Genomic DNA, 25,688 nt, shown 5'->3' on the forward strand with positions numbered 1-25,688 from the left:
TACCACGCCAGAGTCCTTTTCGTACCGGTGGGGCACAGAACGCACTGGTGACACACAGATGGGTGGGAATCCTCGTGATGAGTAGGGGCGGACGCCACGCATACGGCGCACTCTCCGTGCTCGCGGCCGGAGCTCTTGTGCTCACCGGTTGCAGCAAGGGCGGCAGCGACGCGGGCGACAACAAGAAGCAGGACGAGCAGAACGCGCAACGCCAGCAGGCCTCCATCAAGTTCGGCGACGCGGCCGACTCCACCGGGCCCGCCGCCGCCGTGCCCGGCGCCAAGAACGGCGGCAGCATGGAGGTCCTCCAGCGCGACAGCTACGCGCACCTGGACCCCGGGCAGATCTACGTCAACGACGAGATGACGGTCGCCCAGCTGATCCACCGCGGCCTCACCGGCTACAAGGCGACCAGCAACGACGGCAAGCAGCACGAGGTGGTCGGCGACCTCGCCACCGACTCCGGCACCACCACCGACGGCGGCAAGACCTGGAAGTACACGCTCAAGGACGGCATCAAGTTCGCCGACGGCACCCCGATCACGGCCAAGGACGTCCGCCAGACCTTCGAGCGGCTCTTCGCGCCGTTCATCAACCAGGGCCCGAGCTACATCCAGCAGTGGCTCGCGAACACCAGCGGCACCAGCTACCGCAAGCTGCTGCCCGACGGCCCCTACAAGGGCAAGCACCTGCCCGACAGCGTCCTGTCCACGCCCGACGACAAGACCATCGTCTTCCACTTCCAAAAGGCGCACCCGGACCTGCCGTACGCGCTGGCCATGGCCGGATACTCCATCGTCTCCGCCAAGGGCGACACCAAGGAGAAGTACGACAAGAACCCGGTCACCAGCGGCCCGTACAAGATCGAGTCGTTCAAGTCCGGCAAGTCGATGGTGCTGGTCAAGAACCCGAACTGGGACCCGAAGACGGACCCGATCCGACACCAGTACGTGGACCGGTTCAACATCACCTTCAACCAGCAGTACGAGGCGTCCACCAAGGCGCTGCTCGCCGACAGCGGCCCCGACCGGACCGGCATCAGCTGGAACAACCAGGTCGACGCGGGCAACCTGTCCGAGGTGCTGCGGGACCCCAAGCTCAAGTCCCGGGTGGTCTCCGGCTACCAGCCGTACGTGGGCCAGATGAACATCAACATGAGCAAGCCCGAGATGAAGGACATCCGGGTCCGCCAGGCCATCGCCTACGCCCTGCCGGTCACCCCCTTCGTCCGCGCCTACGGCGGCACCGACGCCATGGAGGTCGCCGGCGGCCTGATCAGCCCGACCGTCAGCGGCTACGACCCCTCCTTCGACCCCTACGGCAAGAAGAAGAAGCCCGCGGGCGACCCCGCCAAGGCGCACGCCCTGCTCAAGGCGGCCGGCAAGCTCAACATGAAGCTGACCTTCGGCTACATCAACACCCCCGAGGGCCAGCAGTACTCCACCGCCATGGCGGCCGGTCTGAAGAAGGCCGGGTTCGACGTCCAGCGCCAGGAGATCCCCTCCGAGACCTTCTACGACCAGGTCTCCAAGCTGAACAACACCTACGACATCTTCCACACCGCCTGGGGCGCCGACTGGCCGTCCGCCTCCACGGTCCTGCCCCCGCTGTACGACGGCCGGCAGATCGCCGACGGCGCGGCGAACTACTCGCAGATCAACGACCCGCACGTGAACAGCGAGATCGACCGCATCAACACCATCACCGACCCGGTCAAGTCCGCGGCCGAGTGGGAGAAGCTCGACAAGTACCTCCTGACCAAGGTGGTCAACGAGGTCCCGACCGCCTACTACAAGCAGACCCAGATCGCCGGCTCCAAGGTCGGCGGCCTCGTCTACGACGACGTGATCGGCGGCGTCGACCCGCGTCGCCTCTACATCAAGTAACCGTCATCCGCCGGTACCCGGCGCGCCCCGGCCAAGGGCGCGCCGGTACCGCCCGGACCGCCGACGTCTGAGAGCTGCCCCCTCATGCTGCGCTTCCTCGTCCGCCGGATCATCGGTGCCGTCGTCATTCTGTTTCTGCTGAGCATCGTCACGTTCGTGCTGTTCTTCGGGGTGCCCCGGGACCCGGCGCTGCTGATGTGCGGCAAGACCTGCAACCCGGACAGCATCGCGAACATCCACCATGTGCTCGGCCTGGACAAGCCCCTCACCGAGCAGTACTGGATCTTCCTGCACAACCTCGTCATGGGCAGCAACCAGTTCGCCCAAGGGCCGTGCCCCGCACCCTGTTTCGGATACTCGTACCACACCAACGACCCGGTCTGGTCGACCCTGATGGACCGGCTGCCCACCACCGTCTCGCTCACCCTGGGCGCGGCCGTCTGCTTCCTGGTCGTCGGCCTCGGCACCGGACTGCTCGCGGCCTGGCGGCGCGGCACGCTGATCGACAAGACGGCCACCGGCGGTGCCATGGTGATCAGCGCGCTCCAGATCTACTTCCTCGGCCCGCTCGCCCTCGCGATCCTCGTCTACCAGACCCACTGGTTCGACAAACCCGCCTACAACGACTTCACCGGCGACCCGCTGAGCTGGTTCACCGGGCTGATCATCCCCTGGGTGGTGCTGTCCACGATCTTCGCCGCGCAGTACACCCGTATGGCGCGCTCCGCGATGATCGAACAGCTCCAGGAGGAACACGTCCGCACCGCCCGCGCCAAGGGCATGTCCCGGCGCTATGTCTTCTTCCGCTACGCCTGGCGCGGCTCGCTGATCCCGATCGTCACCATCTTCGGCATCGACCTCGGCTCGCTGCTCGGCGGCGCCATCATCACCGAGTACACCTTCGGACTGCCGGGACTCGGCCAACTCGCCGTCCAGTCCGTGTTCTTCAGCGACCTGCCGCTGCTGCTCGGGGTGATGCTGTTCGCCGCCACCATGATCCTGGTCTTCAACATCGTCGTCGACGCCACGTACGCCTTCATCGACCCGCGCGTGCGGCTGTCCTAAGGAGAGACACCCATGAGCACCCCTCTCCTGTCCGTGCGGGACCTGCACGTCAGCTTCAAGACCGAGGACGGCGTCGTACGGGCCGTGGACCGGCTCTCCTTCGACGTGGAGCGGGGCAGGACGCTCGGCATCGTCGGCGAGTCAGGATCGGGCAAGTCGGTGACGAACCTGACCGTCCTCGGCCTGCACAACCCGATGTTCACCACCGTCGAGGGCGAGATCCTGCTGGACGGGCAGGAACTCACCACCGCCCGCGAGCCGGAACTGGAGAAGCTGCGCGGCAACAAGGTCGCCATGATCTTCCAGGACCCGCTCACCGCGCTCTCCCCCTACTACACCGTCGGCCGGCAGATCGCCGAGCCGTACATGAAGCACAACGGCGCCTCCAAGAAGGACGCCTGGGAACGCACCGTCGAGATGCTCGGCAAGGTCGGCATCCCCAACCCCCGCCAGCGGGCCAAGGACTATCCGCACCAGTTCTCCGGCGGCATGCGCCAGCGCGCCATGATCGCCATGGCCCTGATCTGCGATCCCGACCTGCTCATCGCGGACGAACCGACCACCGCGCTCGATGTGACCGTACAGGCGCAGATTCTCGACCTGTTGAAGGACCTGCAACAGGAGTTCGGATCGGGCATCATCTTCATCACCCACGACTTGGGGGTGATCGCCGACATGGCCGACGACATCATGGTGATGTACGCGGGCAGCGCGGTCGAGCGGGGCACCACCGAACAGGTGCTGCGCTCGCCCCAACACCCGTACACCTGGGGCCTGCTGAACTCCATGCCGCGCCTGGACTCCGACACCGGCGCGCGGCTTTCCCCGATCCCGGGCACTCCGCCCTCCCTGCTCGACCCACCGTCCGGCTGCCGTTTCCATCCACGCTGCACCTTCCAGGACCGGGTGGCGGGAGCGGGCCGCTGCACGGACGAACGCCCACCGCTCGCCACCGACCGGGCGTCCGCCTGCCATCTGACCGCGGACCAGAAGCGCACCATCTTCATCGAGGAGATCAAGCCCCGCCTGGGCTAGGAGGACACTGTCATGAAAGAGGACCTGGTCCTCCCGGCCCAGCGCGCGCAGGGCCCCGGTACGGACGGGGAGCGGCTGCTGGAGGTCACGGGACTGACCAAGCACTTCCCGGTCAAGGGCGGCTTCCCGATCCGCCGCACCATCGGGCAGGTGCAGGCGGTGGACGGCATCGACCTGACCGTGCACACCGGCGAGAGCTTCGGGCTCGTCGGCGAGTCGGGCTGCGGCAAGTCCACCACGGGCCGGCTGATCACCCGGCTCATGGAGCCGACCGCCGGCACCATCACCTATCGCGGCCGGGACATCAGCCACGCCTCGCGGGGGCAGCTGGCGCCGATCCGCTCCGAGATCCAGATGATCTTCCAGGACCCGTACTCGTCGCTGAATCCGCGGCAGACGGTCGGCACCATCATCTCCGGGCCGATGGAGATCAACGGCGTCAACCCGCCGGGCGGCCGCGAGAAGCGGGTGCGCGAACTCCTGGAGATCGTCGGGCTCAACCCCGAGCACTACAACCGCTTCCCGCACGAGTTCTCCGGCGGCCAGCGTCAACGCATCGGCGTGGCACGGGCGCTGGCCCTGGAGCCGAAGCTGATCGTGGCCGACGAACCGGTCTCCGCGCTGGACGTCTCCATCCAGGCGCAGGTCGTCAATCTGCTCCAGCAGGTGCAGAACGACCTGGGCATCGCGTTCCTCTTCATCGCCCATGACCTCGCGGTGGTACGGCACTTCTCGCAGCGGGTCGCGGTGATGTACCTCGGCAAGATCATCGAGGTGGGCGACCGCGACTCCATCTACACCCGGCCCCGCCACCCCTACACCCACGCCCTGCTGTCCGCGGTCCCGGAGGTCAACCTCACGGACGAGGACACCGGCGGGCGCGAGCGCATCCGTCTCGCCGGTGACGTGCCCTCGCCCATCTCCCCGCCGTCCGGCTGCCGCTTCCGCACCCGCTGCTGGAAGGCGCAGGACAAGTGCGCGACGGAGGTACCGCCGCTGGTGCGGATCTCCGGCAACCACGAGGGGCATCTGACGGCGTGCCACTTCCCGGAGGAGCCGACGACCGAGGGACGGGGGGAGGACATCGTGCTGGACCCGGCGCTGGCGGCGCTGGAGGAGGCGGCGACCGACGGGGGGACGGATACGACGGAGGGACAGCCGGAGGGCTGACACGCGAACGGCGGTGGGCGCCCGTGTGCGGACGCTCACCGCCGTGAACTCACCCGAGGCCGGGCGGAATCAACACCTGGTCGGCTCCCACGTGCCGTCGCCGTTGTCGTCGTACATGTAGACCTTCATGTTGTTCTCGGAGGTCCAGCCGTACGTGCTCGTGGCGTCGGTGCGGAAGTACCACCATGTGTTGCCGTACTGGTTGACCGCGTAGCAGCGCAGCCAGACTATGGTTCCCGTGGAGAGCGAGCCGGAGCTGGTGCAGTCCTCGCCGGGGCCCTTCTTGTTGTTGACCGACTTGGTCAGAATGCCCTCGCCCTCGCCGTTGGCCGACGGGCTCCAGTCACTGCACGACGCAGCGCCGGCAGTGGTCGCGGTGGCGACCGAGACGCCGGCGAGCACGGTCATGAGGGCGGCGCCGGTCGCCGCCAGGCGAACAGCGCGGTGGCGCGGGGTGATCAGGGACTGCATTCGGTGAACGTCCTTTCGTCACAAGCTACTTGGGCGTACCAGAGCAAGATCGGATGCTAGATCGGGCCGAGGGGGCGGGCAAACGATTTTTGGCTCGCACTCGGCGTCGGCATTCGGCGGAGCAGGCCGCCGGCCCTGGGCCCGTTCGCCTCGCCTAGAGGTCAGGCGGGTGCCGCGACGGTGATGATTTCGGGGGTGGTGGGGGTCAGCGGGTCGCGGTTCCAGTCGCCGTATCGTTCCAGAATCGTCAGGCCCGCCGTCGTGAGACAGCGGTCGAGCCCCTCGGTGTCCAGGAAACGCAGGACCGTGTGGCTGACGCGGGGGGCGGGCCAGCGGTCGCTGTCGTAGGTCTCCGTGAAGCGCACCCGGCCCTGACGGGGGCCGCCGTCGCGGACCTCGTGCCGTATCCGTACCGCGGTCCCGTCGGCGGTGGTCACCTCGCGCACCCGGTCGGGGGTCCACCGTTCCCATGGGCGGGCGGCGGGATTGCGGGTCTCGAACACGAACCGCCCACCGGGGCGCAGGGCCGCGCGCACGGCCCGCAGACAGCCCCGGATCTCCTCGTCCCCGACCAGCGCCTGGAAGGCGTGCCCGGTCATCACGACGAGGTCGAACTCCGCCTCCCAGCGGCGCACCCGGGTGTCCCCGAGCACCCATTCGACGTCCGGCCGGGCCGCGCGGGCCTGTACGAGCATGGCGGCGGCCGGATCCAGTCCCATCAGCTGCCCCCGATGCCCCTCGGCCCGGGCCCTGCGCAGCAACTGCCCGGTCCCGCACCCGACATCGAGCACAGCACCCGCCCGCCGCACCAGCCCCAGATAGAAATCGTCGCCCGGGCCCCAGGGGTTGAGGCTGTCGTACAACGCGGCGAGCGAGAGATCAGCGAACGAATGATCCACCACCGCGGCAGTGTGCCATACGTTCCTGAACAGCACACGTCGGCGACCGGTGCCGATGTGGCGTGCGGGGAAGGGGAGTTGGGGCGTGCTGCATCACATCGAGCTGTGGGTGCCGGACCTGGACCGGGCGGTCGCCTCCTGGGGGTGGCTGCTTGGCTCCCTCGGGTGGGAGCCGTACCAGGAATGGCCCGCGGGGCGGAGCTGGCGGCTGGGGGAGACCTATGTCGTGGTCGAGCGGTCGCCCGCGCTGCGGACCGGTGCCGGGCATGACCGGATGCGGCCGGGGCTCAATCATCTGGCGTTCCGGGCCCGGGGGAGGGAAGCCGTCGACGCCCTCGCCGAGGAGGCGGCCGCGCACGGCTGGCGGCCGCTGTTCCCCGAGCGGTATCCCTACGCCGGTGGCCCCGGGCACTACGCCGTCTATCTGGAGGACGCGGACGGGTTCGAGGCGGAGGTCGTCGCCGGCTGAGGCCCGGTGTCCCGGGTACGGCGAAGGCCCGCGTCTGGGGAGACGCGGGCCTTCATTTCCCGTGGAGCGGACGTTCAGGTGGCTCGGGTCAATGGGCCGGTGAAGTCCGTTCCGGCGAGGGGGCGGCCGACGGAAAAGGGGTGTGTCAGACCGCCGCCCCGGGGTCCTTGGAGAGGCGCGGAGCCGGGACGGTCTCCTGCGTCTCGGGGTAGTGGCACGCCGTGAGGTGGCCGGGCTTGTTGCCCTCGACCTGGACCAGCGGCGGAGCCTCCGTCGCGCACTTCTCCGTCGCCTTCCAGCAGCGGGTGCGGAAGCGGCAGCCGGACGGCGGGTTGATCGGCGAGGGCACGTCGCCGACCAGGCGGATGCGCTCGCGCGGCTCCTCGTCCACCGTCGCCTCCGGCACCGCGGACAGCAGCGCCCGGGTGTAGGGGTGACGCGGGTTGTCGTACAGGTCCTCGCGGTCGGCGATCTCCATGATCTTGCCGAGGTACATCACCGCGACGCGCTGCGAGAAGTGCCGCACGATCGCGAGGTCGTGGGCGATGAAGACGAACGCGATGCCCAGCTCCTGCTGCACCTTCTGCAGCAGGTTGACGACCTGCGCCTGGATCGAGACGTCCAGCGCGGAGACCGGCTCGTCCGCCACGATCAGCTTCGGCTCCAGGGCCAGCGCGCGGGCGACACCGATGCGCTGGCGCTGACCGCCGGAGAACTCGTGCGGGAAGCGGTTGAAGTGCTCGGGGTTCAGACCGACGATCTCCAGCAGCTCGCGCACGCGGTTCTCGCGCCCGCCCGGCGGGTTGATGCCGTTGATCTCCATCGGACCCGCGATGATCTTGCCGACCGTCTGCCGCGGGTTCAGCGAGGCGTACGGGTCCTGGAAGATCATCTGGATCTCGGACCGGATCGGCGCCAGCCGCTTGCGGCCCGCGTGCGTGATGTCCTGGCCCTGGTACTTGATCGTGCCCGCGGTCGGCTCCATGAGCCGGGTGATCAGCCGGCCCGTGGTCGACTTGCCGCAGCCCGACTCGCCGACGAGGCCCAGGCTCTCGCCCGCGGAGACCTGGAAGTCCAGCCCGTCCACGGCCTGCACCGCGCCGACGGTCCGCCGGATCGGGAAGCCGCCCTTGATGGGGAAGTGCTTCGTCAGCCCGGAGACGTCCAGGAGGGGGTTCGTGTTGCTCATGATCGTGAAGTCCCGTCTGCGTCCGTCAGTGTTGCCGGGTCGCGGCGAAGTCGGCGAAGAGTTCCTGCTTCTGCTCGGCGGTGAGGTGGCAGGCCGAACCCCGGCCCTCCACGATCTCCAGCAGAGGGCGCTCGCTTGAGCACTTGCCGCCCGAGACCTTCTCGGTGAAGGCGCAGCGCGGGTGGAAGCGGCAGCCGGACGGCGGGTTGAGCAGCGACGGCGGCGCACCCGGGATCGGCGTCAGCGGCACGTCGACCGGGCCGTTCAGGCTCGGCATCGAGTTCAGCAGGCCCAGCGTGTAGGGGTGCTGCGGGTCCCGCAGGACCTCCTTCTTGGTGCCGCGCTCCACGCACCGGCCGCCGTACATCACCAGCACGTCGTCGGCGATGTCGGCGATCACACCCAGGTCGTGGGTGATGAAGATGATCGCGGTGCCGAACTCCTGCTGGAGGTCCTTGAGCAGGTCCATGATCTGCGCCTGCACGGTCACGTCGAGGGCCGTGGTCGGCTCGTCGGCGATCAGCAGCTCGGGGTCGCAGACAAGCGCCATGGCGATCATCGCGCGCTGGCGCATACCGCCGGAGAACTGGTGCGGGTAGTCGTCCACCCGCATGTCCGGCTGCGGGATTCCGACCCGGCGCAGCATCTCGATGGCGCGCTTGCGGGCCTCGGACTTGCTGCAGCCCGTGTGCTTGCGGTAGGTCTCGGCGATCTGGATGCCGACCGTGTGGTACGGCGACAGCGAGGCCAGCGCGTCCTGGAAGATCATGGACATCTTGTTGCCGCGCAGCCGCTCCATCTCACGCTCGGAGGCGGTGAGCAGCTCCTGGCCGTCGAGGAGGATCTCGCCCTCGATCGACGTACGGGCCGGGTCGTGCAGGCCGAGGATGGTCAGGTTGGTGACCGACTTGCCGGAGCCCGACTCGCCCACGATGCCGAGCGTCTGACCCTTGGCCAGGTCGAAGCTGAGACCGTCGACGGCCTTGACGACGCCGTCCTCGGTCGAGAAGTGGACCTTTAGGTCCTTGATCGAGAGGAACGGCTGCTGATCGGTGCTCGTCACGGGGACGCTCCTGGGGGGTGATGCGAGGGGTCGGGAATGGGGCGGAGGTCAGGCGAGCCGGATCCGCGGGTCGATGGAGGCGTAGACGGCGTCCACGATGATGTTGAAGACCACGATCGCGCCGGCGGACAGCAGGGTGACACCGAGCACCATGGGCAGGTCGCTCTGCTCCACGGACTTCAGCGCGAGCTGGCCCACGCCCTGGAGGCTGAAGACCGTCTCGGTGATGATCGCGCCGCCGATGAGGGTGGCGAGGTCGATGCCGAAGATGGTGACGATCGGACCCATCGCGCCGCGCCAGGCGAACCGGAAGAAGACCGTGCGGCGGGACAGGCCCTTGGCGCGGGCCGTGCGCACGTAGTCCTCGGTCAGCGTCTCGACCATCTGGGAGCGGGTCATACGCGTGTAGTTGGCGGTCCAGATCAGCGCCAGTACCAGCCACGGCAGCAGCAGGCCGGAGGCCCACTCGGCCGGGTTGTCGGTGAGCGGCGTGTACGACGGGTTGTCGAGGACGCCGAGCTTCGCGACGAGGAAGTACATCGCGATGTAGCCCACGAAGTAGATCTGCATCGAAGAGGCGACCAGGGAGGCCGAGCTGGCCACCTTGTCCTGCCACTTGCCCTGCTTGACAGCGGCGATCATGCCCGCGCCGACACCGAAGATGAGGAAGACCACGGCGGAGCCGAAGGCCAGAGAGAGGGTCGTCGGCAGACGGTCCATGATCGTGCCGAGGACCGGCTCGCGGTTGGCGAACGAGTAGCCGAGGCACGGGGCGGAGCAGTCACCGAAGTCGCCGTAGCTGCGGCCGACGAAGATGCCCTTCAGCCAGTACCAGTACTGGACCGGGATCGGATGGTCGATGCCCAGGTTGTGCCGGACCTGCTTGAGCATGTCGGGCGTGCAGTTCTTGCCGCACGACATCATGGCGGGGTCACGCGGGATGGCGTAGAAGAGCCAGAAGGTGACGGCGCTGATAATCAGCAGGATGACCAGCGCGCCGAAGGTTCGGCGAACAAGGAAGCGGAGCATGGGGCGTGACTTTCCGGACGGGGCGCCGTCGCCGGGGGTGAGGGGGTGGCCGGAGGGGCGGCCAGGTCATGGCCGCCCCCGTGGGGTTGAGCGCGTCTACTTCTTGGCGTACAGCTTGCAGAGCGCGACGCAGGTGTTACCGGCGTCGTAGACGACGTTGCCGACCTTGGAGCCGTGCATCCAGTTGCGGATGGAGTGGTAGTCCGGGACGACCGGCGCGAGCTCCATGATCTGGCGGTCGACCTCGCCCCAGGCCTTGTTGGCCTGCGCGACGTCCGCGATCTTCGCAGCGGCGTCGATCGCCTTGTTGACGCCCGGGTCGTTCAGCTGCGCGTAGTTGCTGCGGCCGTCACCGATGTTCTTGCCGTCCCAGCAGGGGAAGAACACGGAGTAGCCGTTCGGCCAGTCCGGGCTCCAGCCGGCCGCGAACAGGTCGTAGCTGTTGTCGATCTTGCCGATCTGCGTGTAGAAGGTCGTCTTGTCGACCTGCTGGTTGACGACCTGGAAGCCGGCGGCCTCCAGAGCGCGCTTGATCGCCACGGCCTGCTTCACCGCGTTGTCCGACTGCTGGTAGGCGATGACCAGCTTCTGACCGACCTTGCCGGCTTCCTTCAGCAGGGCCTTGGCCTTGTCGGGGTCGCCGCCCGGCTTCTGGATCTTGCCGTACAGGTCGAACTTCTCGTAGCCGGGCGTGACCGGGCTGAGGATGGTGGTCGCCATCTCGCTGGAGGCCGCGCCACCGCGGATGGTCTGCAGCTGCTGCAGCGGCCAGGCGTAGTTGATGGCCTGGCGGACCTTGACGTCCTTGATCCGGGTCGTGTTGATCGGCCAGTAGTAGGTGACCGTGTCGACCTGGGTGAGGACGCGCTGCTTCAGCTTGGCGTTGGTGAGAACCTGCGCGACGCGCTCGGCGGCGACCTCGTTGAAGATCGACATCGCGTACTGGTCGTTGCCGCGGTCCGCGATGTAGCGGTCGGTGGACGCGACCGGCTGGAAGCCGAACTGGAAGATGAACTTGTCCGGGTAGGCGTTGCGGATCGAGTCCGTCTTCGGGTCCCAGTGGTCGTTGCGCACGTAGGTGAGGGACTTGCCGATCTGGCGGTCACTGATCTTGTACGGGCCAAGGGCGAAGGGCCGCTTGTCGTACTTCTCCTTGGTGTCCTTCTTCTTGTTGACCATGCTGTAGCCCGCCATGGCGAGCGTGTAGTTGAAGTCGGTGCGCGGCTCGGTCAGGTTGAAGGTGACCGTGTTGCCGGAGATCTCGAGCGAGTCGAGGTGCTTGCCGTCGTAGGGGCCCTTGTACTTGTCGCCGCCGACCATCCACTGCTGGACGTAGCGCGGGCCTTCGGTCACGAAGGACGCGAAGAGGCGCTCCACCGTGTGGCGGACGTCGTCCATGGAGAGGTCGGAGCCGTCCTCCCACTTGATGCCGTCCTTGATGGTGAACGTCCAGGTCTTGCCGCCGTTCTTCATGGTGCCGGCGTCCGTGGCGACGTCACCGACGAGCGTGGCGCCGCCCTTGTCGTCCACCTTGTAGCCGGTCAGACCACGCAGGATCGGGCGGGTGATGGCCTGCTCGGTCGAGACGTAGATCTGGGCCGGGTCCATGTGGTCCATGTCGAACTGGTCGAGCGAGTAGATCGTCCCGCCCTTGACCGCACCCGGGACCTCGGGAGCCGGACCCGTCGAGTCGGCCTTGGTGCCGACCGGGATGTTCATGGTCTTGGCCTTGCTCACCGACGGGACGCTGTTGTCGTTCGAGCCCTTGTCGCCGCTGCTGCACGCGCTCAGCACCGTCGTGGAGGCCGCGGCCACACCGGTGGCGATCAGGAAGTTTCTACGAGAAAAAGACATGCTGAGCCTGCCTATTGAAGGTCAATTCGGACGGTCGGAACCAGCCGGACGTCATCGAACCGGGCCGGATGGAGCTTGCTTTCTACCGCTTGGACTTGGGGTCCAGTGCGTCACGTACGGAGTCGCCCAGCAGGTTGAACGCGAGAACGAAGATCACCATGGAGATGCCGGGGAAGAGCATGAAGGTGAGGTCTTCGGTGTAGAACTGCGCGCCACGGCCGATCATGACGCCCCAGTCGGGGGTCGGGTCGATCATGCCGACACCAAGGAAGGCGAGACCTGCCTCGGCGGTTACGTACGCCGGGAGGAGCAGAGTGGACTGGATGATGATCGGCGTCCAGAGGTTGGGCAGCAGCTCCTTGAAGACGATGCGCATCGGAGACGCGCCCGTGACCTTCGCGGCCTCGACGAACTCACGCTCGCGAAGTCCGAGTACCTGGCCGCGCAGCAGTCGGGCGATGGACGCCCAGCCGAAGGCGGACAGGACCAGGATCAGCGCGGTGGCGCGCAGCGAGGTCGGGATGTTGTCGTCGGGGGCCACGAAGAAGCCGAAGACGACAGGCATGAAGGCGATGAAGAAGAGGGTGGACGGGAAGGACAGCAGGATGTCGATGATCCGGCCGACGAGGTAGTCCGTCTTGCCGCCCAGATAGCCCGCCGTGACGCCGATGACGACGCCCAGGAGCGTCGTGAGCAGGGTGGCGGCGGTGGCGATCCCCAGTGAGTTGCGGATGGCGTACAGCAGGAACGTGAAGACGTCCCGGCCGAGCTGGGGCTCGATGCCGAACCAGAAGTCCGAGCTCATGCCGCCGTTCGGCCCGGCAGGGTACGAGAACGCGTTGAGCAGCTCGGGATGCTGGGTGGTGTACGTGGTGTACGGGTTCTTCCCGTACAGCTTCGCGATCAAGGGTGCCGCGATCCCGATCACGAAGAAGAAGATCACGACATAGGCGGATATGACGCCCGTCTTGTCGCGCTTGAAGCGCTTCCAGGCGAGCCGGCCCGGGGAACGGCTCTCACTGCCCTTCGGACCGGTCGAAGTGGTCGACTTCGCGACGGTCTCGTCGGTCACCTCAAGCGGGGTGGCCGCGGATGGAGTTGGGGAGGTCATGGTGCTCCTGGCCCAAGGGAGGGTCTGATGACTCCGCAGGGCACTCCCCTACGGGCTACGCCGGACTTTTTCAACGCAATTCATTCAAGGTCAATAAATTCTCGGCCGACTTGGGCTTGTCTTTACCTTCTTTGCCTCTACTTGGGGAAACTGTAGCTACGCGGGTAGCGCGCTGTAATCAATCCGTGCTTCACATCGGACCAATTGGACCAATCGGGCAAGAAGTTCGATATGCGGACGGTCGAGTGTCGAAATACGTACATCGGCTGATCCGAATCCAACGTTTCGGCAACGTTACGCGGAGATCCGTTGCGTGCGCCGCACAAGATCAACGGGCGTCCGGGGCGGGGTGCCTGCATTCGGCCGACGTGTCCCTCTAAAGATCCCTCAATCCGGTAATGCGCATGCGGTATGTGTCGTATGAGCCGATATGGACCGGGTAATAAATCCGGTGATCACCATGAGGAGGCGCCCATGCGGGGACCCACGCGCGTCCGGCGGGCCGTCTGTGCTAGCGCAGCCGCGCTGATGATGGCTGGATGCAGTGGTGGCGGAGGCTTCGGCGGGGCCGGAGTGCTCACCTCGTCCTGGGGCGATCCGCAGAACCCGCTGGAGCCGGCCAACACCAACGAGGTCCAGGGCGGCAAGGTGCTGGACATGGTCTTCCGGGGCCTGAAGAAGTACGACCCCCGCACCGGCCGGGCCGTGAACATGCTCGCCGAGCGCATCAGCACCCCCGACTCGCGCACCTTCACCGTCACCGTCAAGGACGGCTGGCGGTTCAGCAACGGGGAGCCGGTCACCGCCCGGTCCTTCGTGGACGCCTGGAACTACGGCGCGAGCCTGCGGAACAACCAGAAGAACGCGTACTTCTTCGGCTACATCGACGGCTACGACAAGGTCCACCCCGACAGCGGGCGGCAGAGCGCCGACATCCTGTCCGGGCTCCGGGTGACCGGGCCGCGGACCTTCACCGTCCGTCTGAACCAGAAGTTCGCCGGCTTCCCCGACACCCTCGGGTACGCCGCCTACGCGCCCCTGCCGCGCGCCTTCTTCACCGACCACGCAGGCTGGCTGCGCAAGCCGATCGGGAACGGGCCGTACCGGATCGCCTCGTACACCAAGGGCTCCGCGATGACCCTGAAGAAGTGGAACGGGTACCCGGGCCCCGACCCGGCACGCAACGAGGGCGTGACCCTGCTCGTCTACACCGACAGCAACACCGCGTACACCGATGTGCTGGCCGGCAACCTGGACCTCGTCGACGACGTGCCCGCCACCCAGCTCAAGAACGTCCGCACCGATCTGGACGGCCGGTACATCAACACCCCGGCCGGCATCCTGCAGACCCTGGCCTTCCCCTACTACGACCCGAAGTGGAACACCGCGGGGGCGCGCAAGGTCCGCACCGGGCTGTCCATGGCGATCAACCGGGCGCAGATCACCGAGACCATCTTCCGCCGCACCCGCACCCCAGCCACCGACTGGACCTCCCCGGTGCTCGGCACGGCCGGCGGCTTCCAGGACGGGCTGTGCGGACACGCCTGTGACTACGACCCGGCGGGCGCCCGCAAGCTCGTACAGGAGGGCGGCGGCATCCCCGGCGGGCAGCTGAAGATCACGTACAACGCGGACACCGGCTCGCACAAGCAGTGGGTGGACGCCGTGTGCAACTCCATCAACAACGCCCTCGGCAACGACAAGGCGTGCGTCGGCAACCCGGTCGGCACCTTCGCCGACTTCCGCAACCAGATCGGGCAGCACCGGATGAGCGGACCCTTCCGGGCCGGCTGGCAGATGGACTACCCGCTGATCCAGAACTTCCTCCAGCCGCTGTACTACACGGACGCCTCCTCCAACGACGGAAAGTGGTCCAACCCGCAGTTCGACCGGCTCGTGGACCGGGCCAACGCCGAGACCGACCGGGCGGCCTCCGTACGGCTGTTCCAGGAGGCCGAGAAAGTCGTCCGCGACAACATGGCGGCCATCCCGCTCTGGTACCAGAACGGCAGCGCCGGTTACACCGCCCGGCTCTCCCATGTGACGCTCAATCCGTTCAGCGTCCCGGTCTACAACGAGATCAAGGTCGGCTGAGCCGCATGGGCCGCTATGTCGCGAGGCGACTGCTCCAGATGATCCCCGTCTTCATCGGGGCCACCCTGCTGATCTTCCTCATGGTGAACGTGATGGGCGATCCGATCGCCGGGCTGTGCGGCGAGCGCGCCTGCGACCCGGCGACCGCCGCCCAGCTGAAACGCGAGTTCGGCCTCGACCAGCCGCTGTGGCGCCAGTACGTCACCTATATGGGGAACGTTTTCACCGGCAACTTCGGTACGGCCTTCAACGGGCAGCCCGTCACCGAGCTGATGGCGGCGGCGTTCCCGGTCACCATCCGGCTCACGATCGTGGCCATCGCCTTCGAGATCGTCATCGGCATCGCGCTCGGCGTCGTCACCGGCCTGCGGCGCGGCCACCCCGTCGACACCGGTGTGCTGCTGGCCACCCTGGTCGTCATCTCCGTGCCCACCTTCGTCACCGGCCTGCTGCTGCAACTGCTGCTCGGTGTCGCCTGGGGCTGGATCAAGCCGTCCGTGTCGCCTGCCGCCTCCTTCGGCGAGCTGATCGTGCCCGGACTCGTCCTCGCCTCCGTCTCCCTCGCCTACGTCACCCGGCTGACCCGCACCACCATCGCGGAGAACAAGCGCGCCGATTATGTGCGCACCGCGACCGCCAAGGGCCTGCCCTGGCACCGCGTCGTCACCCGGCATCTGCTGCGCAACTCGCTGATCCCGGTGGTCACCTTCATCGGCACCGACATCGGGGCGCTGATGGGCGGTGCGATCGTCACCGAGCGGATCTTCAACATCCACGGCGTCGGCTACCAGCTCTACCAGGGCATTCTGCGCCAGAACACCCAGACGGTCGTCGGCTTCGTGACCGTACTGGTGCTGGTCTTCCTGTTCGCCAACCTCCTCGTCGACCTCCTGTACGCCGTACTCGACCCGAGGATCCGCTATGCCTGAACAGCCCTACGAGCCCGAGGGGGTCATCGCCGGGACCGGCATGGGCGGCGCCATGGACCTCGGCGCGAGCGAGGCCACCACCCTGGAGAAGGGGCCCGGCGCGCCGCCGGGCGGCGGACCCGCGGGCCGGCCGCGCTCGCTGTGGTCGGACGCCTGGCGGGACCTGTGCCGCAATCCCGTCTTCCTGCTGTCCGCCCTGGTCATCCTCTTCCTGGTGTTCATCTCCCTGTGGCCCTCGGCGATCGCCTCCGGCAGCCCGCTCAGCTGCGACCTGGCCAAGTCCCAGGACGGCCCGGGGCCCGGCGCGCCCTTCGGGTACGACGGGCAGGGCTGCAACGTCTACACACGCACCGTCTACGGGGCCCGTACGTCCGTCACGGTCGGCGTCCTGGCCACCCTGGGGGTCGCGGTCCTCGGGTCCGTCCTGGGCGGTCTGGCGGGCTATTTCGGCGGATGGTGGGACGCGCTGCTGTCCCGCATCACCGACATCTTCTTCGCCATCCCCGTCGTCCTCGGCGGCCTCGTGCTGCTCTCCGTGGTCACCAGCAACACGGTCTGGCCGGTGATCGGCTTCATGGTGCTGCTCGGCTGGCCGCAGATCTCCCGCATCGCGCGCGGCTCGGTCATCACCGCCCGCCAGCACGACTACGTCCAGGCGGCCCGCGCGCTGGGCGCCTCCGACTCCCGCATCCTGCTGCGGCACATCGCGCCGAACGCCGTCGCCCCGGTGATCGTGGTGGCGACCATCGCGCTCGGCACCTACATCTCCCTGGAGGCGACCCTGTCCTATCTGGGTGTGGGCCTCAAGCCGCCCAGCGTCTCCTGGGGCATCGACATCTCCGCCGCCTCCCCCTACATCCGCAACGCCCCGCACGCCCTGCTGTGGCCCTCCGGCGCCCTCGCCGTCACCGTCCTGGCCTTCATCATGCTCGGCGACGCGGTGCGCGACGCCCTCGACCCCAAGCTGAGGTGACGGCGCCATGCTGCTCGAAGTCCGCGATCTGCACATCGAGTTCAGGACCCGGGACGGGATCGCCCGAGCCGTGAACGGGGTGTCGTACGCCGTCGACGAGGGGGAGACGCTGGCCGTGCTCGGCGAGTCCGGGTCGGGCAAGTCGGTCACCGCGCAGGCCGTGATGGGCATCCTCGACATGCCGCCGGGGCGGATCACCGGCGGCGAGATCCTCTTCCAGGGCCGCGATCTGCTGCGGATGAAGGAGGAGGAACGGCGGGAGCTGCGCGGCGCCCGGATGGCGATGATCTTCCAGGACGCGCTGTCGGCCCTCAACCCGGTGCTCTCCGTGGGCGAGCAGCTCGGCGAGCTGTTCACGGTGCACCGGGGGATGTCGCGCAAGGCCGCGCGGGCCGAGGCCGTCGAGCTGATGGACCGGGTGCGCATCCCGGGCGCCGCCCAGCGGGTGCGCGACTACCCCCACCAGTTCTCCGGCGGGATGCGCCAGCGGATCATGATCGCCATGGCGCTGGCCCTGGAACCGGCCCTGGTCATCGCCGACGAGCCCACCACCGCCCTGGACGTCACCGTGCAGGCGCAAGTGATGGATCTGCTCGCCGAGTTGCAGCGCGAGTACCGCATGGGGCTCGTCCTCATCACCCACGACCTCGGGGTGGTGGCGGACGTGGCCGACCGGATCGCCGTGATGTACGCCGGGCGGATCGTGGAGTCGGCGCCGGTGCACGACATCTACAAGGCACCCGCCCACCCCTACACCCGGGGCCTGCTCGACTCCATCCCGCGCCTGGACCTCAAGGGACGGGAGCTGTACGCCATCAAGGGCCTGCCGCCGAACCTGACGCGGGTGCCCCCGGGCTGCTCCTTCCATCCGCGCTGCCCGATGGCCCGGGACGTCTGCCGCGCCGAGGTGCCCCCGCTGTACGAGGTGTCCAAAGACCGCGGCAGCGCCTGCCACTTCTGGAGGGAGTGCCTGGATGGCGACGAGCGGTGAACCCGTCCTGGAGGTCAGCGGGCTCGTCAAGCACTACCCGCTGACCCGGGGCATCCTGTTCAAGAAGCAGATCGGCGCGGTCCGGGCGGTCGACGGCGTCGACTTCACCCTCGGCCGGGGCGAGACCCTGGGCATCGTCGGCGAGTCGGGCTGCGGCAAGTCGACGGTCGCCAAGCTGCTGTGCAATCTGGAGCGGCCGACCGCCGGGTCCATCCGGTTCAAGGGCGAGGACATCACCCGGCTGTCCGGGCGGGCCCTGAAGGCGGTGCGCCGCAACATCCAGATGGTCTTCCAGGACCCCTACACCTCCCTCAACCCCCGGATGACCGTGGGGGACATCGTGGGGGAGCCGTACGAGATCCACCCCGAGGCGGCCCCCAAGGGCGACCGGCGCCGCCTGGTGCGGGAACTGCTGGACGTGGTGGGGCTCGACCCGGACTTCGTCAACCGCTATCCGCACCAGTTCTCCGGCGGCCAGCGCCAGCGCATCGGCATCGCGCGGGGGCTCGCGCTGCGCCCGGAGGTCATCGTCGCCGACGAGCCGGTGTCCGCGCTCGATGTGTCGGTGCAGGCACAGGTGATCAACCTGCTGGACCGGCTCCAGACGGAGTTCGAGCTGTCCTACGTGTTCATCGCGCACGACCTGTCGATCGTGCGGCACATCTCGGACCGGGTCGGGGTCATGTACCTCGGCCGGATCGTGGAGATCGGGCGGGACGCGGAGATCTACGAGCATCCGACGCACCCCTACACCCAGGCGCTGCTGTCCGCGGTACCCGTACCGGACCCCGGGGCGCGGGAGGACCGCGAGCGGATCATCCTCAGCGGGGACGTGCCCTCCCCTACGGACATCCCCTCCGGGTGCCGCTTTCGCACCCGGTGCTGGAAGGCGCGGGAGCGGTGCGCGGTGGAGGTGCCGCGGCTCGCGGTGCCGGCCTCCTTCGAAAAAGGTCCGGCCGCCCATGACTCGGCGTGCCACTTCGCGGAGGAGAAGCGGGTGGTGCCGCCGAAGTCCACGCAGGCGAACGGCAACGGGCCGGGGTGACGTCGTGCACCCCGGCCCGTTCACGGCACCCGCACGGCCGTACGTTCTTCAGCCTGGCGCGTCCGTATATCGGAACCGCTTCCGTCAAGTTGCCCGCGTGTTAACGCGGTTGACGGCCGCCGTCCGGCTCAGCCGAGGGCCCGCCGCAGGAAGTCCAGCTGGAGGTTGAGCAGGTTCTCGGCGACCGTCTCCTGCGGGGTCATATGGGTCACCCCGGACAGCGGCAGCACCTCGTGCGGGCGGCCCGCGGCCAGCAGCGCGGAGGACAGCCGCAGCGAGTGCGCGACCACCACGTTGTCGTCCGCCAGGCCGTGGATGACCATCATCGGGCGGTGCGGCTCGGCCGCGTCGACCAGACCGGCGTCGTCGATCAGCGAGTTGCGGCGGTAGACGTCCGGCTGTTCGTTCGGGTCGCCCAGGTAGCGCTCCTGGTAGTGGGTGTCGTAGAGGCGCAGATCGGTGACCGGGGCGCCGACCACCGCCGCGTGGAAGACGTCCGGGCGGCGCAGCACCGCGAGGGCGGACAGATAGCCGCCGAAGGACCAGCCCCGGATCGCCACCCGGGCGAGGTCCAGCGGGAACCGCTCGGCGAGCGACCGGAGCGCGTCCACCTGGTCCTGGAGGACGATCTCGGCGAGGTCGTCCTTGATCTCCTTCTCCCAGGCGGGCGAGCGGCCCGGGGTGCCCCGGCCGTCCGCGACCACCACGGCGAATCCCTGGTCGGCGAACCACTGGGAGGTGAGATGGGCGTTGTGCGCGGCGACCACCCGCTGACCGTGCGGACCACCGTAGGGGTCCAGCAAAACCGGCAGGGGAGTGTCACCGTGGTAGTCCCGTGGCATAAGCACGGCGCACGGAATTCGGCGTGCGCCCCCCTCGGTGAGCGTCACCCTGGGGGACAAACCGGGGTCTTCGGCGTACGACCGGACAGTGGCCGTCGGTTTCCCGTCAGTCAGCACCTGGACCCGCGTGCCCGGCCGGTCCGGCGTCGCGGACACCAGCACCGTCACGCCCCCGGCGCGCACCGCCGAGTGCACACCGGGCTCCCGGGACACGCGCTCCACGCCCAGCTCGTTCACCCGGTACACATGGATCTCGCCGATCTCGGGTTCCTCCGCGTCGGCTCCGGCGGAGGCGGAGACGAGGGTGTCGTCCGCACCCACGTCCAGAACCGCACGGATGTGCAACTGGCCGCTGGTCAGCGGACGTTCGCCCACGGCGAGGACGCGGGCGCCGCCCTCGTCCGCGATCCGGACCAGCTGTCCGGAGGGGTTCCAGCACGGCGCCCCGGCGAACAGTTCCAGCCAAATCGGGTCCTCGTCGGCGTGCACCATCCGGGTCGTCCCGGTGTCCGGGTCCACCGCCAGGTACAGCAGGCCGCGCTGGTCCCGGGACTGCACGAGGACCAGCGGCGCACCCGCCTCTGACCAGTGCACTCGGGCGAGGTAGGGGTAGCGGTCGCGGTCCCAGAGCACCTCCGTGCGCTCCCCGTCGAGGCCCAGCACGAACAGCCGTACGTCCGCGTTAGGGGTGCCCGCCGCGGGGTACGCGACGTTATTTGGCTCACGGTCGGGATGGGCCGGGTCGGAGATCCACCACCTGGTCACCGGCGTGTCGTCCGCGCGGGCCACCAGCAGCCGGTCGGCGCCCGGCGCCCACCAGAAGCCGCGGGTACGGCTCATCTCCTCGGCCGCGATGAACTCCGCGAGCCCGTAGGTGACCTGCTCGGACTCCGGCTCGGCGAGCGCGCGGTCGCCCTCGCCGCCGGCGCCCACCACGCGCAGGGCGCCCTGGGAGACGTAGGCGATGTGCCGGCCGTCGGGCGCCGGGCGCGGGTCGATCACCGGTCCGGGCGCGGGGAGTTCACGGGTCTCGCCGGTCGTCAGGCTCGCCGTGAAAAGCCGCCCTGACAAGGCGAAAGACGCCGTTTCCACGGCGGCGTCGGTGGCGTAGCCGACGATGCCGGCCCCGCCCTCCCTGCTGCGCTCCCGGCGGGCCCGTTCCTCGGCCGAGAGCTGTTCGGAGGCGCCGCCCAGAAGGGCGCCCGGGTCTGCGGCGAGGCGCTCGGTGCCGTCCGGAAGGTCCAGCACCCAGAGGGAGTTGGCCCGGTCGGAACCGGAGCTCGAACGCAGGAACGCGACCCGTGCGCCGTCGGGCGACACGGTGAACCCGCGCGGCGCGCCGAGGGTGAATCGCTGGGTCCTGGCATGTCTGCGGGGGAAGGAGTCGGACTCGGTCGTCATACCCCGACCATATTGGCCATGCGCCCCCTTGTGCGGCCGTGCGCCGAGCGATGCGCGAGCACGGATAGTTATGATCACTACCGCTGTGTGGGTATGAACCTGCCGGTGTCCGCATGGACTTGCTCTACCGATCTTTCCGAACAGCCGTGTCCCTGGGATCTTTGGAGGTGAGCCGCCGTGGCACTCTCGATTTCGGCGGTGGTGCTGCTGGCGATCATCGTCTTCCTGCTGATGAAGAAGTCGGGACTGAAGGGCGGCCACGCGGTCGTCTGCATGCTGCTCGGCTTCTACCTCGCCTCCTCCACCATCGCGCCCACGATCAGCCAGCTCACCACGAACGTGGCGAGCATGATCGGCAGCATCAAGTTCTGACGGCCGGGCGTCCCGCCCCGGGCCTGCGTAGGGTGGTGGCATGACGGAACTGCCCTCCTCCGGCCCGCGCGCCGCCCGGCGGCTGTTGCTGGTGCACGCGCACCCGGACGACGAGTCGATCAACAACGGCGCCACCATGGCCAAGTACGTGGCCGAGGGTGCCCAGGTGACCCTGGTCACCTGCACCCTGGGGGAGCGGGGCGAGTCCATCCCGCCCGGGCTGCGGCATCTGACCGGCGCCGCGCTCGGCGCGTACCGGCGCGGTGAGCTGGCCGCCGCCCTTCGCGAGCTGGGCGTCACCGACGCCCGGCTGCTCGGTGGCGCCGGCCGCTACGGCGACTCCGGGATGATGGGCATCGCCGACAACGAGGACCCGGGCTGCTTCTGGCAGGCCGATGTGGACGAGGCCGCGGAACACCTTGTCGAGGTGATCCTGGAGACCCGCCCCCAGGTCCTCGTGACCTACGACGACAACGGCGGCTACGGGCACCCGGACCACATCCAGGCCCATCGCGTCGCCATGCGCGCCGCCGACCTCGCGGCCGGACGCGGGCACACCATCGACAAGGTCTACTGGATCCGCACCCCGCGCTCCGTCGCCGAGGACGCCTTCGCCCGGCTCCAGGACGAGCTGCCGGCCCTGCCCTTCGAGAAGAGCGCGGCCCTGGACGACGTGCCGGGCGTGGTGGACGACGCCCGGGTCACCACCGCCGTCGACGGCAACGCCCACGCCGCCGCGAAGGCCGCCGCGATGCGCGCCCACGCCACCCAGGTCGAGGTCGCCGAGCCCTGGTTCGCGCTCTCGAACGAGCTGGCCCAGCCGCTGTTCACCACCGAATACTACGAGTTGGTGCGCGGCACCGCCGTCCCCGGGGAGACCGACCTGTTCGCCGGGATCGCCGTCGAGGAGGCGTCGTGAGCGGCACCGGCAATCCGGGCCCGATGCTCGCCCAGCCGCTGCGCCCGCCGACGCCCGGGCGGGCCCTGGCCCACATCGGCCTGTTCCTGCTCGGCGCCCTCGTCGCGGTCGCCGGGACCCTGGTGCAGGCCGCCTGGTTCCCCGGCGGGCTGCTGCTCGCCCTCGCGGGCGCCGTCGGGGTGTTCCTCGGCGGCGCGTACGCCACCCGGTCCCGGGGCGGCGCGATGGCGCCCGCGGCGGGCTGGATCGTCACCGTCATCCTGCTCACCACCTCCCGTCCCGAGGGCGACTTCCTCTTCGGCGCGGGCGGCGGCTCCTATCTCTTCCTGTTCGGCGGCATGGCCCTCGCTGTGATCTGCGCCACCCTCGGCGCCGGGAGGCAACCGCGCCTCGGCTCCGCCCGACTTGGGAAGTGACGTACCGCTTTCCGGTGCGGCCCACGTGCGAGTTGGGTGTGGGTTTCCTCAGCGGTCAGGGGATGTACGCCAGGGGCGGCCAGTATGGTGGTGCGCGCCGCCGAGCCTCCCCCGCGCTCTCGACCTCGTTCGAGTTGGGGGGACCGCCGAAGCAGTGAGGTCAGTGTCGGGCGGCGGAGCCAACTGGGAGAACCTGCCTTGAGTCGTGAAACTGACACTCCGTCCTCCGGGCCCAACGGGCGCGGCGGAGCCGCATACCCGTCCGGCACCCCGCCGTACGGGACCCCCATGGCTTCCGACGACGGTGCGGACGCGGGCCGTTCGGGCGCGCAGTCCGAGGAACGCAAGACCGAGACCACGCTGACGACCCGGATCCGGATCAACATCCCCGGGTCCCGGCCCATCCCGCCGGTCGTCGTGCGCAAGCCCGTGGGCGACGGCGAGCCCGCCGAGGCCGCCCGGGACGACAGGCCCGCCGCCGAGGTGCGCACCCCGGCCGCGGCCGCGCCCGCCCCCGAGGCCCCCGCGGAGCCCGCGGCCCCGGCCGAGGAGAAGACCAGCGACTGGTTCGCGCCCCGCAAGGCGGGCGCGCCCGCCAAGGGCGGCGCGGGTGCCAACGGGGCCAAGAACTCCGGCGGTTCCGGTGCCCCCGCGGGCGCGCCGGGCGCCCGCCCGGGTGCCCAGGGCACCGGGAGCGCGGCCGGTGGCAGCGGGGCCCGCCCCGGTGGCGTGGTCGGCTCCATGAGCGTGCCGGGCCGCACCTCGGGCAAGACGAACGGCGCGGGCCTGCCCGGCGCCACCGGCGGCCCCGTGGCCCCCGGGCACGGCGGCGGCACCGGCTCCTTCGACGTCACCGAGGCGCTGGCCGCGGGCCCGCTGGGCGGCTCCCGGTCCTCCGAGGCGGGCGGCGGCGAGCCGCGCCGCGACGAGCTGCCGTACTTCTCGGAGAACGGCACCACGGGCGGCCAGGACCCCTTCGGCACCGCGGGCGCGGGCGGCGCGAACGGCCCCGGCGGCCAGGGCGGCCGAGGCGGCCCGCAGGGGCCCGCCGGGCCGACCGGCGGTCCGGTCACCGGCGACAGCCCGCTGCGGCCGGGCGCCGAGGGCCCCTACGGGCATCAGGGCGCCGGGCGCAGCGCCCTCACGGACATCGCCGACCTCGAAGGCCCGGCCGGGGTGCCGGGCGCCGGGCTCGGCCCCGGGGGCGGGCTCAGCGACGACACCGCGATCCTCACCCCGCAGAAGCCGGCCCCCGAACCGGGCACGCCCGGCTACCGGGCCCCGGACAACGTCTCCGGACACACCGTCACCAGCGGTATCCCGGTGGTCCCGGGCGGCAACGGCGGCCCGTTCGGCGCCGGTGGTCCCGGCGGCCTCGGGGCTCCGGCCGGTGGCCCTGGTGGCCCCGGCGGTCCCGGTGGACCGGCCGCTCCGGTGGCGCCCAAGCCCGAGCCGGCCGCGGCCGCGCCCAAGGCGGCGGCCAAGCCGAAGAAGAAGGGCCGCAGCAAGCTGGTCCTGCTCTGCGTCGGCCTGGTCGTGATCGCGGGCGGTGTCTACGGCGCCGGGCTGCTGATGAACCACACCGATGTGCCCAAGGGCACCACCGTGCTCGGCGTCGACATCGGCGGCGGCACCCGCGACGACGCCGTCAAGAAGCTGGACGACGTGTTCGGCACCCGGGTCGCCAAGCCGCTGAAGCTCTCCGTGGGCGGCCGTACGGTCATGCTCACCCCCGCCAACGCCGGTCTCCAGTTCGACTTCCAGGCCACCGCGAGCGCGGCCGCCAAGAGCGACTACAACCCGGTCTCCGTGGTCGGCACGCTCTTCGGGCAGCACCGCGTGGTCGACCCGGTCATGCCGGTGGACGAGGAGAAGCTGCAGGCCGCGCTCCAGCAGGCGGGCGGCGGCTCCGGCTCCGGCGCGGTGGTCGACGGCGGCATCACCTTCCAGGCCGGCAAGGCCGTGGCCGTGCACGGCAAGGCGGGTACGGCCATCGACGCGGCCCGCTCGACCCAGGCGATCGAGCAGGCGTACCGCGCCGAGGTGGAGACCGGTGACTCCGCGGTGATCACCGTGCCCACCGCCAACCGGCAGCCCGCGGTCTCCGACGCCGAGGTCAGCCGCGAGATGAAGGAGTTCGCGCAGCCGGCCATGTCGGCGCCGGTGACCGTGCGCGCCGACACGGGGCAGACGGTCATGTTCAGCCCGCAGAAGTCGCTGTGGAAGTTCCTCGGCGTGGCCGCGGTCAACGGCAAGCTGACCGACAAGCCGAACTACCCGGCCCTGAAGGAGCTGTACGGACAGACCTTCGACGGCGTCCTGATCACCCGGGGCAACGGCAAGAAGACGCCGGTCACCCCCCAGGACGTCTACCTGGCCATGCGCCAGGCGCTGACCAGCACGACCAACCGGGTCGCGGTGATCAGCACGCACCCCAACTGAGGGGCGCCGACACGGCTCTTGAG

Annotated in this window: 22 protein-coding genes; 14 read left to right on the plus strand and 8 right to left on the minus strand. The window is 69.3% G+C overall.

From position 1 onward, the window contains the following. Nucleotides 1-77: 77 nt before the first annotated feature. The 4 genes from AB0N90_RS04085 (at nucleotide 78) to AB0N90_RS04100 (ending at nucleotide 5,156) form a co-directional block, all read left to right on the plus strand. Nucleotides 78-1,886 (plus strand): ABC transporter substrate-binding protein, encoded by a 1,809-nt coding sequence (locus tag AB0N90_RS04085; RefSeq protein WP_361674982.1) that lies wholly within the window; start codon nucleotides 78-80, stop codon nucleotides 1,884-1,886. An 84-nt stretch (nucleotides 1,887-1,970) separates the two neighbouring features. Then, entirely contained in the window at nucleotides 1,971-2,951 is a 981-nt protein-coding gene (locus AB0N90_RS04090; protein ID WP_361674980.1) for an ABC transporter permease, read from the plus strand. A 12-nt stretch (nucleotides 2,952-2,963) separates the two neighbouring features. Continuing rightward, complete coding sequence (locus AB0N90_RS04095) at nucleotides 2,964-3,986, plus strand: ABC transporter ATP-binding protein (RefSeq protein WP_361674978.1); 1,023 nt, start codon at nucleotides 2,964-2,966, stop codon at nucleotides 3,984-3,986. Between the two features lie 12 nt (nucleotides 3,987-3,998). Beyond that, complete coding sequence (locus tag AB0N90_RS04100) at nucleotides 3,999-5,156, plus strand: oligopeptide/dipeptide ABC transporter ATP-binding protein (RefSeq protein WP_365192881.1); 1,158 nt, start codon at nucleotides 3,999-4,001, stop codon at nucleotides 5,154-5,156. A gap of 69 nt (nucleotides 5,157-5,225) precedes the next feature. Here the strand turns inward: AB0N90_RS04100 and AB0N90_RS04105 are convergent, their stop codons facing one another. Then, a complete protein-coding gene (locus tag AB0N90_RS04105) occupies nucleotides 5,226-5,627 on the minus strand; it encodes a hypothetical protein (protein WP_365192883.1) in 402 nt (133 codons plus the stop codon). Between the two features lie 161 nt (nucleotides 5,628-5,788). Continuing rightward, a complete protein-coding gene (locus AB0N90_RS04110; protein ID WP_365192884.1) occupies nucleotides 5,789-6,529 on the minus strand; it encodes a class I SAM-dependent methyltransferase in 741 nt (246 codons plus the stop codon). A gap of 82 nt (nucleotides 6,530-6,611) precedes the next feature. On the opposite strand from AB0N90_RS04110, the gene AB0N90_RS04115 reads away from it, so the two are divergent. Then, nucleotides 6,612-6,995: a VOC family protein gene (locus tag AB0N90_RS04115; protein ID WP_365192885.1), complete on the plus strand. Its 384-nt coding sequence runs from the start codon at nucleotides 6,612-6,614 to the stop codon at nucleotides 6,993-6,995. A 145-nt stretch (nucleotides 6,996-7,140) separates the two neighbouring features. Here AB0N90_RS04115 and AB0N90_RS04120 read toward each other — a convergent pair whose 3' ends face one another. The 5 genes from AB0N90_RS04120 to AB0N90_RS04140 form a co-directional block, all read right to left on the minus strand. Beyond that, a complete protein-coding gene (locus tag AB0N90_RS04120; RefSeq protein ID WP_365192887.1) occupies nucleotides 7,141-8,184 on the minus strand; it encodes a dipeptide ABC transporter ATP-binding protein in 1,044 nt (347 codons plus the stop codon). A gap of 25 nt (nucleotides 8,185-8,209) precedes the next feature. Further along, the gene (locus tag AB0N90_RS04125) at nucleotides 8,210-9,247 is read right to left on the minus strand and encodes an ABC transporter ATP-binding protein (protein WP_365192888.1); all 1,038 of its coding nucleotides are present in this window, start codon (nucleotides 9,245-9,247) and stop codon (nucleotides 8,210-8,212) included. A 48-nt stretch (nucleotides 9,248-9,295) separates the two neighbouring features. Then, nucleotides 9,296-10,276, minus strand: a complete 981-nt coding sequence (locus AB0N90_RS04130) for an ABC transporter permease (protein WP_361674964.1) — start codon at nucleotides 10,274-10,276, stop codon at nucleotides 9,296-9,298. 96 nt (nucleotides 10,277-10,372) lie between these two features. After that, nucleotides 10,373-12,130, minus strand: coding sequence for an ABC transporter substrate-binding protein (locus AB0N90_RS04135; protein WP_365192890.1), 1,758 nt, complete (start codon nucleotides 12,128-12,130; stop codon nucleotides 10,373-10,375). An 82-nt stretch (nucleotides 12,131-12,212) separates the two neighbouring features. Further along, the gene (locus AB0N90_RS04140) at nucleotides 12,213-13,241 is read right to left on the minus strand and encodes an ABC transporter permease (protein WP_361674960.1); all 1,029 of its coding nucleotides are present in this window, start codon (nucleotides 13,239-13,241) and stop codon (nucleotides 12,213-12,215) included. Nucleotides 13,242-13,715: 474 nt separating this feature from the next. Here AB0N90_RS04140 and AB0N90_RS04145 point away from each other — a divergent pair, with 474 nt between their 5' ends. Genes AB0N90_RS04145 through AB0N90_RS04165 form a run of 5 tightly spaced genes read left to right on the plus strand, consistent with a single transcriptional unit; the run spans nucleotide 13,716 to nucleotide 19,273 of the window. After that, nucleotides 13,716-15,335: an ABC transporter substrate-binding protein gene (locus tag AB0N90_RS04145; RefSeq protein WP_365192892.1), complete on the plus strand. Its 1,620-nt coding sequence runs from the start codon at nucleotides 13,716-13,718 to the stop codon at nucleotides 15,333-15,335. Nucleotides 15,336-15,340: 5 nt separating this feature from the next. Next, nucleotides 15,341-16,264: an ABC transporter permease gene (locus tag AB0N90_RS04150; RefSeq protein ID WP_365192894.1), complete on the plus strand. Its 924-nt coding sequence runs from the start codon at nucleotides 15,341-15,343 to the stop codon at nucleotides 16,262-16,264. Beyond that, entirely contained in the window at nucleotides 16,257-17,237 is a 981-nt protein-coding gene (locus tag AB0N90_RS04155; RefSeq protein ID WP_361674954.1) for an ABC transporter permease, read from the plus strand. Before AB0N90_RS04150 ends, AB0N90_RS04155 begins: the two co-directional genes overlap by 8 nt. Before the next feature lie 7 nt (nucleotides 17,238-17,244). Further along, the gene (locus AB0N90_RS04160; RefSeq protein WP_365192896.1) at nucleotides 17,245-18,228 is read left to right on the plus strand and encodes an ABC transporter ATP-binding protein; all 984 of its coding nucleotides are present in this window, start codon (nucleotides 17,245-17,247) and stop codon (nucleotides 18,226-18,228) included. Further along, the gene (locus tag AB0N90_RS04165; RefSeq protein WP_365192897.1) at nucleotides 18,212-19,273 is read left to right on the plus strand and encodes a dipeptide ABC transporter ATP-binding protein; all 1,062 of its coding nucleotides are present in this window, start codon (nucleotides 18,212-18,214) and stop codon (nucleotides 19,271-19,273) included. The genes AB0N90_RS04160 and AB0N90_RS04165 overlap by 17 nt, the downstream gene beginning before the upstream one ends. 128 nt (nucleotides 19,274-19,401) lie before the next feature. On the opposite strand, the gene AB0N90_RS04170 is transcribed toward AB0N90_RS04165, so the two are convergent. Continuing rightward, nucleotides 19,402-21,516 carry a prolyl oligopeptidase family serine peptidase gene (locus AB0N90_RS04170; protein WP_365192899.1) on the minus strand — a complete coding sequence of 705 codons (2,115 nt, stop codon included), beginning with the start codon at nucleotides 21,514-21,516 and terminating at the stop codon, nucleotides 19,402-19,404. 177 nt (nucleotides 21,517-21,693) lie between these two features. On the opposite strand from AB0N90_RS04170, the gene AB0N90_RS04175 reads away from it, so the two are divergent. The 4 genes from AB0N90_RS04175 to AB0N90_RS04190 all read left to right on the plus strand — a co-directional run bounded on the left by AB0N90_RS04175 (nucleotide 21,694) and on the right by AB0N90_RS04190 (nucleotide 25,665). Then, complete coding sequence (locus tag AB0N90_RS04175) at nucleotides 21,694-21,888, plus strand: hypothetical protein (RefSeq protein WP_037659963.1); 195 nt, start codon at nucleotides 21,694-21,696, stop codon at nucleotides 21,886-21,888. Nucleotides 21,889-21,928: 40 nt separating this feature from the next. After that, nucleotides 21,929-22,807: an N-acetyl-1-D-myo-inositol-2-amino-2-deoxy-alpha-D-glucopyranoside deacetylase gene (gene mshB / locus AB0N90_RS04180; RefSeq protein WP_365192901.1), complete on the plus strand. Its 879-nt coding sequence runs from the start codon at nucleotides 21,929-21,931 to the stop codon at nucleotides 22,805-22,807. Between the two features lie 23 nt (nucleotides 22,808-22,830). Then, complete coding sequence (locus AB0N90_RS04185; protein WP_161218680.1) at nucleotides 22,831-23,223, plus strand: DUF6113 family protein; 393 nt, start codon at nucleotides 22,831-22,833, stop codon at nucleotides 23,221-23,223. A gap of 198 nt (nucleotides 23,224-23,421) precedes the next feature. Continuing rightward, a complete protein-coding gene (locus AB0N90_RS04190; RefSeq protein WP_365192903.1) occupies nucleotides 23,422-25,665 on the plus strand; it encodes a hypothetical protein in 2,244 nt (747 codons plus the stop codon). Nucleotides 25,666-25,688: the final 23 nt, after the last annotated feature.

Origin of the sequence: Streptomyces sp. NPDC093018 (genome assembly GCF_040684035.1) — a bacterium.
In the GTDB taxonomy this organism is placed as follows: Bacteria; Actinomycetota; Actinomycetes; order Streptomycetales; family Streptomycetaceae; genus Streptomyces; species Streptomyces murinus.

Bases quoted from the DNA above. Each gene is read 5' to 3' on its own strand.
- AB0N90_RS04150 (WP_365192894.1), top strand. From the start codon at position 15,341: ATGGGCCGCTATGTCGCGAGGCGACTGCTCCAGATGATCCCCGTCTTC.
- AB0N90_RS04085 (WP_361674982.1), top strand. From the start codon at position 78: ATGAGTAGGGGCGGACGCCACGCATACGGCGCACTCTCCGTGCTCGCG.
- mshB (WP_365192901.1), top strand. From the start codon at position 21,929: ATGACGGAACTGCCCTCCTCCGGCCCGCGCGCCGCCCGGCGGCTGTTG.
- AB0N90_RS04185 (WP_161218680.1), top strand. From the start codon at position 22,831: ATGCTCGCCCAGCCGCTGCGCCCGCCGACGCCCGGGCGGGCCCTGGCC.
- AB0N90_RS04160 (WP_365192896.1), top strand. From the start codon at position 17,245: ATGCTGCTCGAAGTCCGCGATCTGCACATCGAGTTCAGGACCCGGGAC.
- AB0N90_RS04095 (WP_361674978.1), top strand. From the start codon at position 2,964: ATGAGCACCCCTCTCCTGTCCGTGCGGGACCTGCACGTCAGCTTCAAG.
- AB0N90_RS04120 (WP_365192887.1), bottom strand. From the start codon at position 8,184: ATGAGCAACACGAACCCCCTCCTGGACGTCTCCGGGCTGACGAAGCAC.
- AB0N90_RS04130 (WP_361674964.1), bottom strand. From the start codon at position 10,276: ATGCTCCGCTTCCTTGTTCGCCGAACCTTCGGCGCGCTGGTCATCCTG.
- AB0N90_RS04090 (WP_361674980.1), top strand. From the start codon at position 1,971: ATGCTGCGCTTCCTCGTCCGCCGGATCATCGGTGCCGTCGTCATTCTG.
- AB0N90_RS04145 (WP_365192892.1), top strand. From the start codon at position 13,716: ATGCGGGGACCCACGCGCGTCCGGCGGGCCGTCTGTGCTAGCGCAGCC.
- AB0N90_RS04165 (WP_365192897.1), top strand. From the start codon at position 18,212: ATGGCGACGAGCGGTGAACCCGTCCTGGAGGTCAGCGGGCTCGTCAAG.
- AB0N90_RS04135 (WP_365192890.1), bottom strand. From the start codon at position 12,130: ATGTCTTTTTCTCGTAGAAACTTCCTGATCGCCACCGGTGTGGCCGCG.
- AB0N90_RS04170 (WP_365192899.1), bottom strand. From the start codon at position 21,516: ATGACGACCGAGTCCGACTCCTTCCCCCGCAGACATGCCAGGACCCAG.
- AB0N90_RS04105 (WP_365192883.1), bottom strand. From the start codon at position 5,627: ATGCAGTCCCTGATCACCCCGCGCCACCGCGCTGTTCGCCTGGCGGCG.
- AB0N90_RS04100 (WP_365192881.1), top strand. From the start codon at position 3,999: ATGAAAGAGGACCTGGTCCTCCCGGCCCAGCGCGCGCAGGGCCCCGGT.
- AB0N90_RS04155 (WP_361674954.1), top strand. From the start codon at position 16,257: ATGCCTGAACAGCCCTACGAGCCCGAGGGGGTCATCGCCGGGACCGGC.
- AB0N90_RS04140 (WP_361674960.1), bottom strand. From the start codon at position 13,241: ATGACCTCCCCAACTCCATCCGCGGCCACCCCGCTTGAGGTGACCGAC.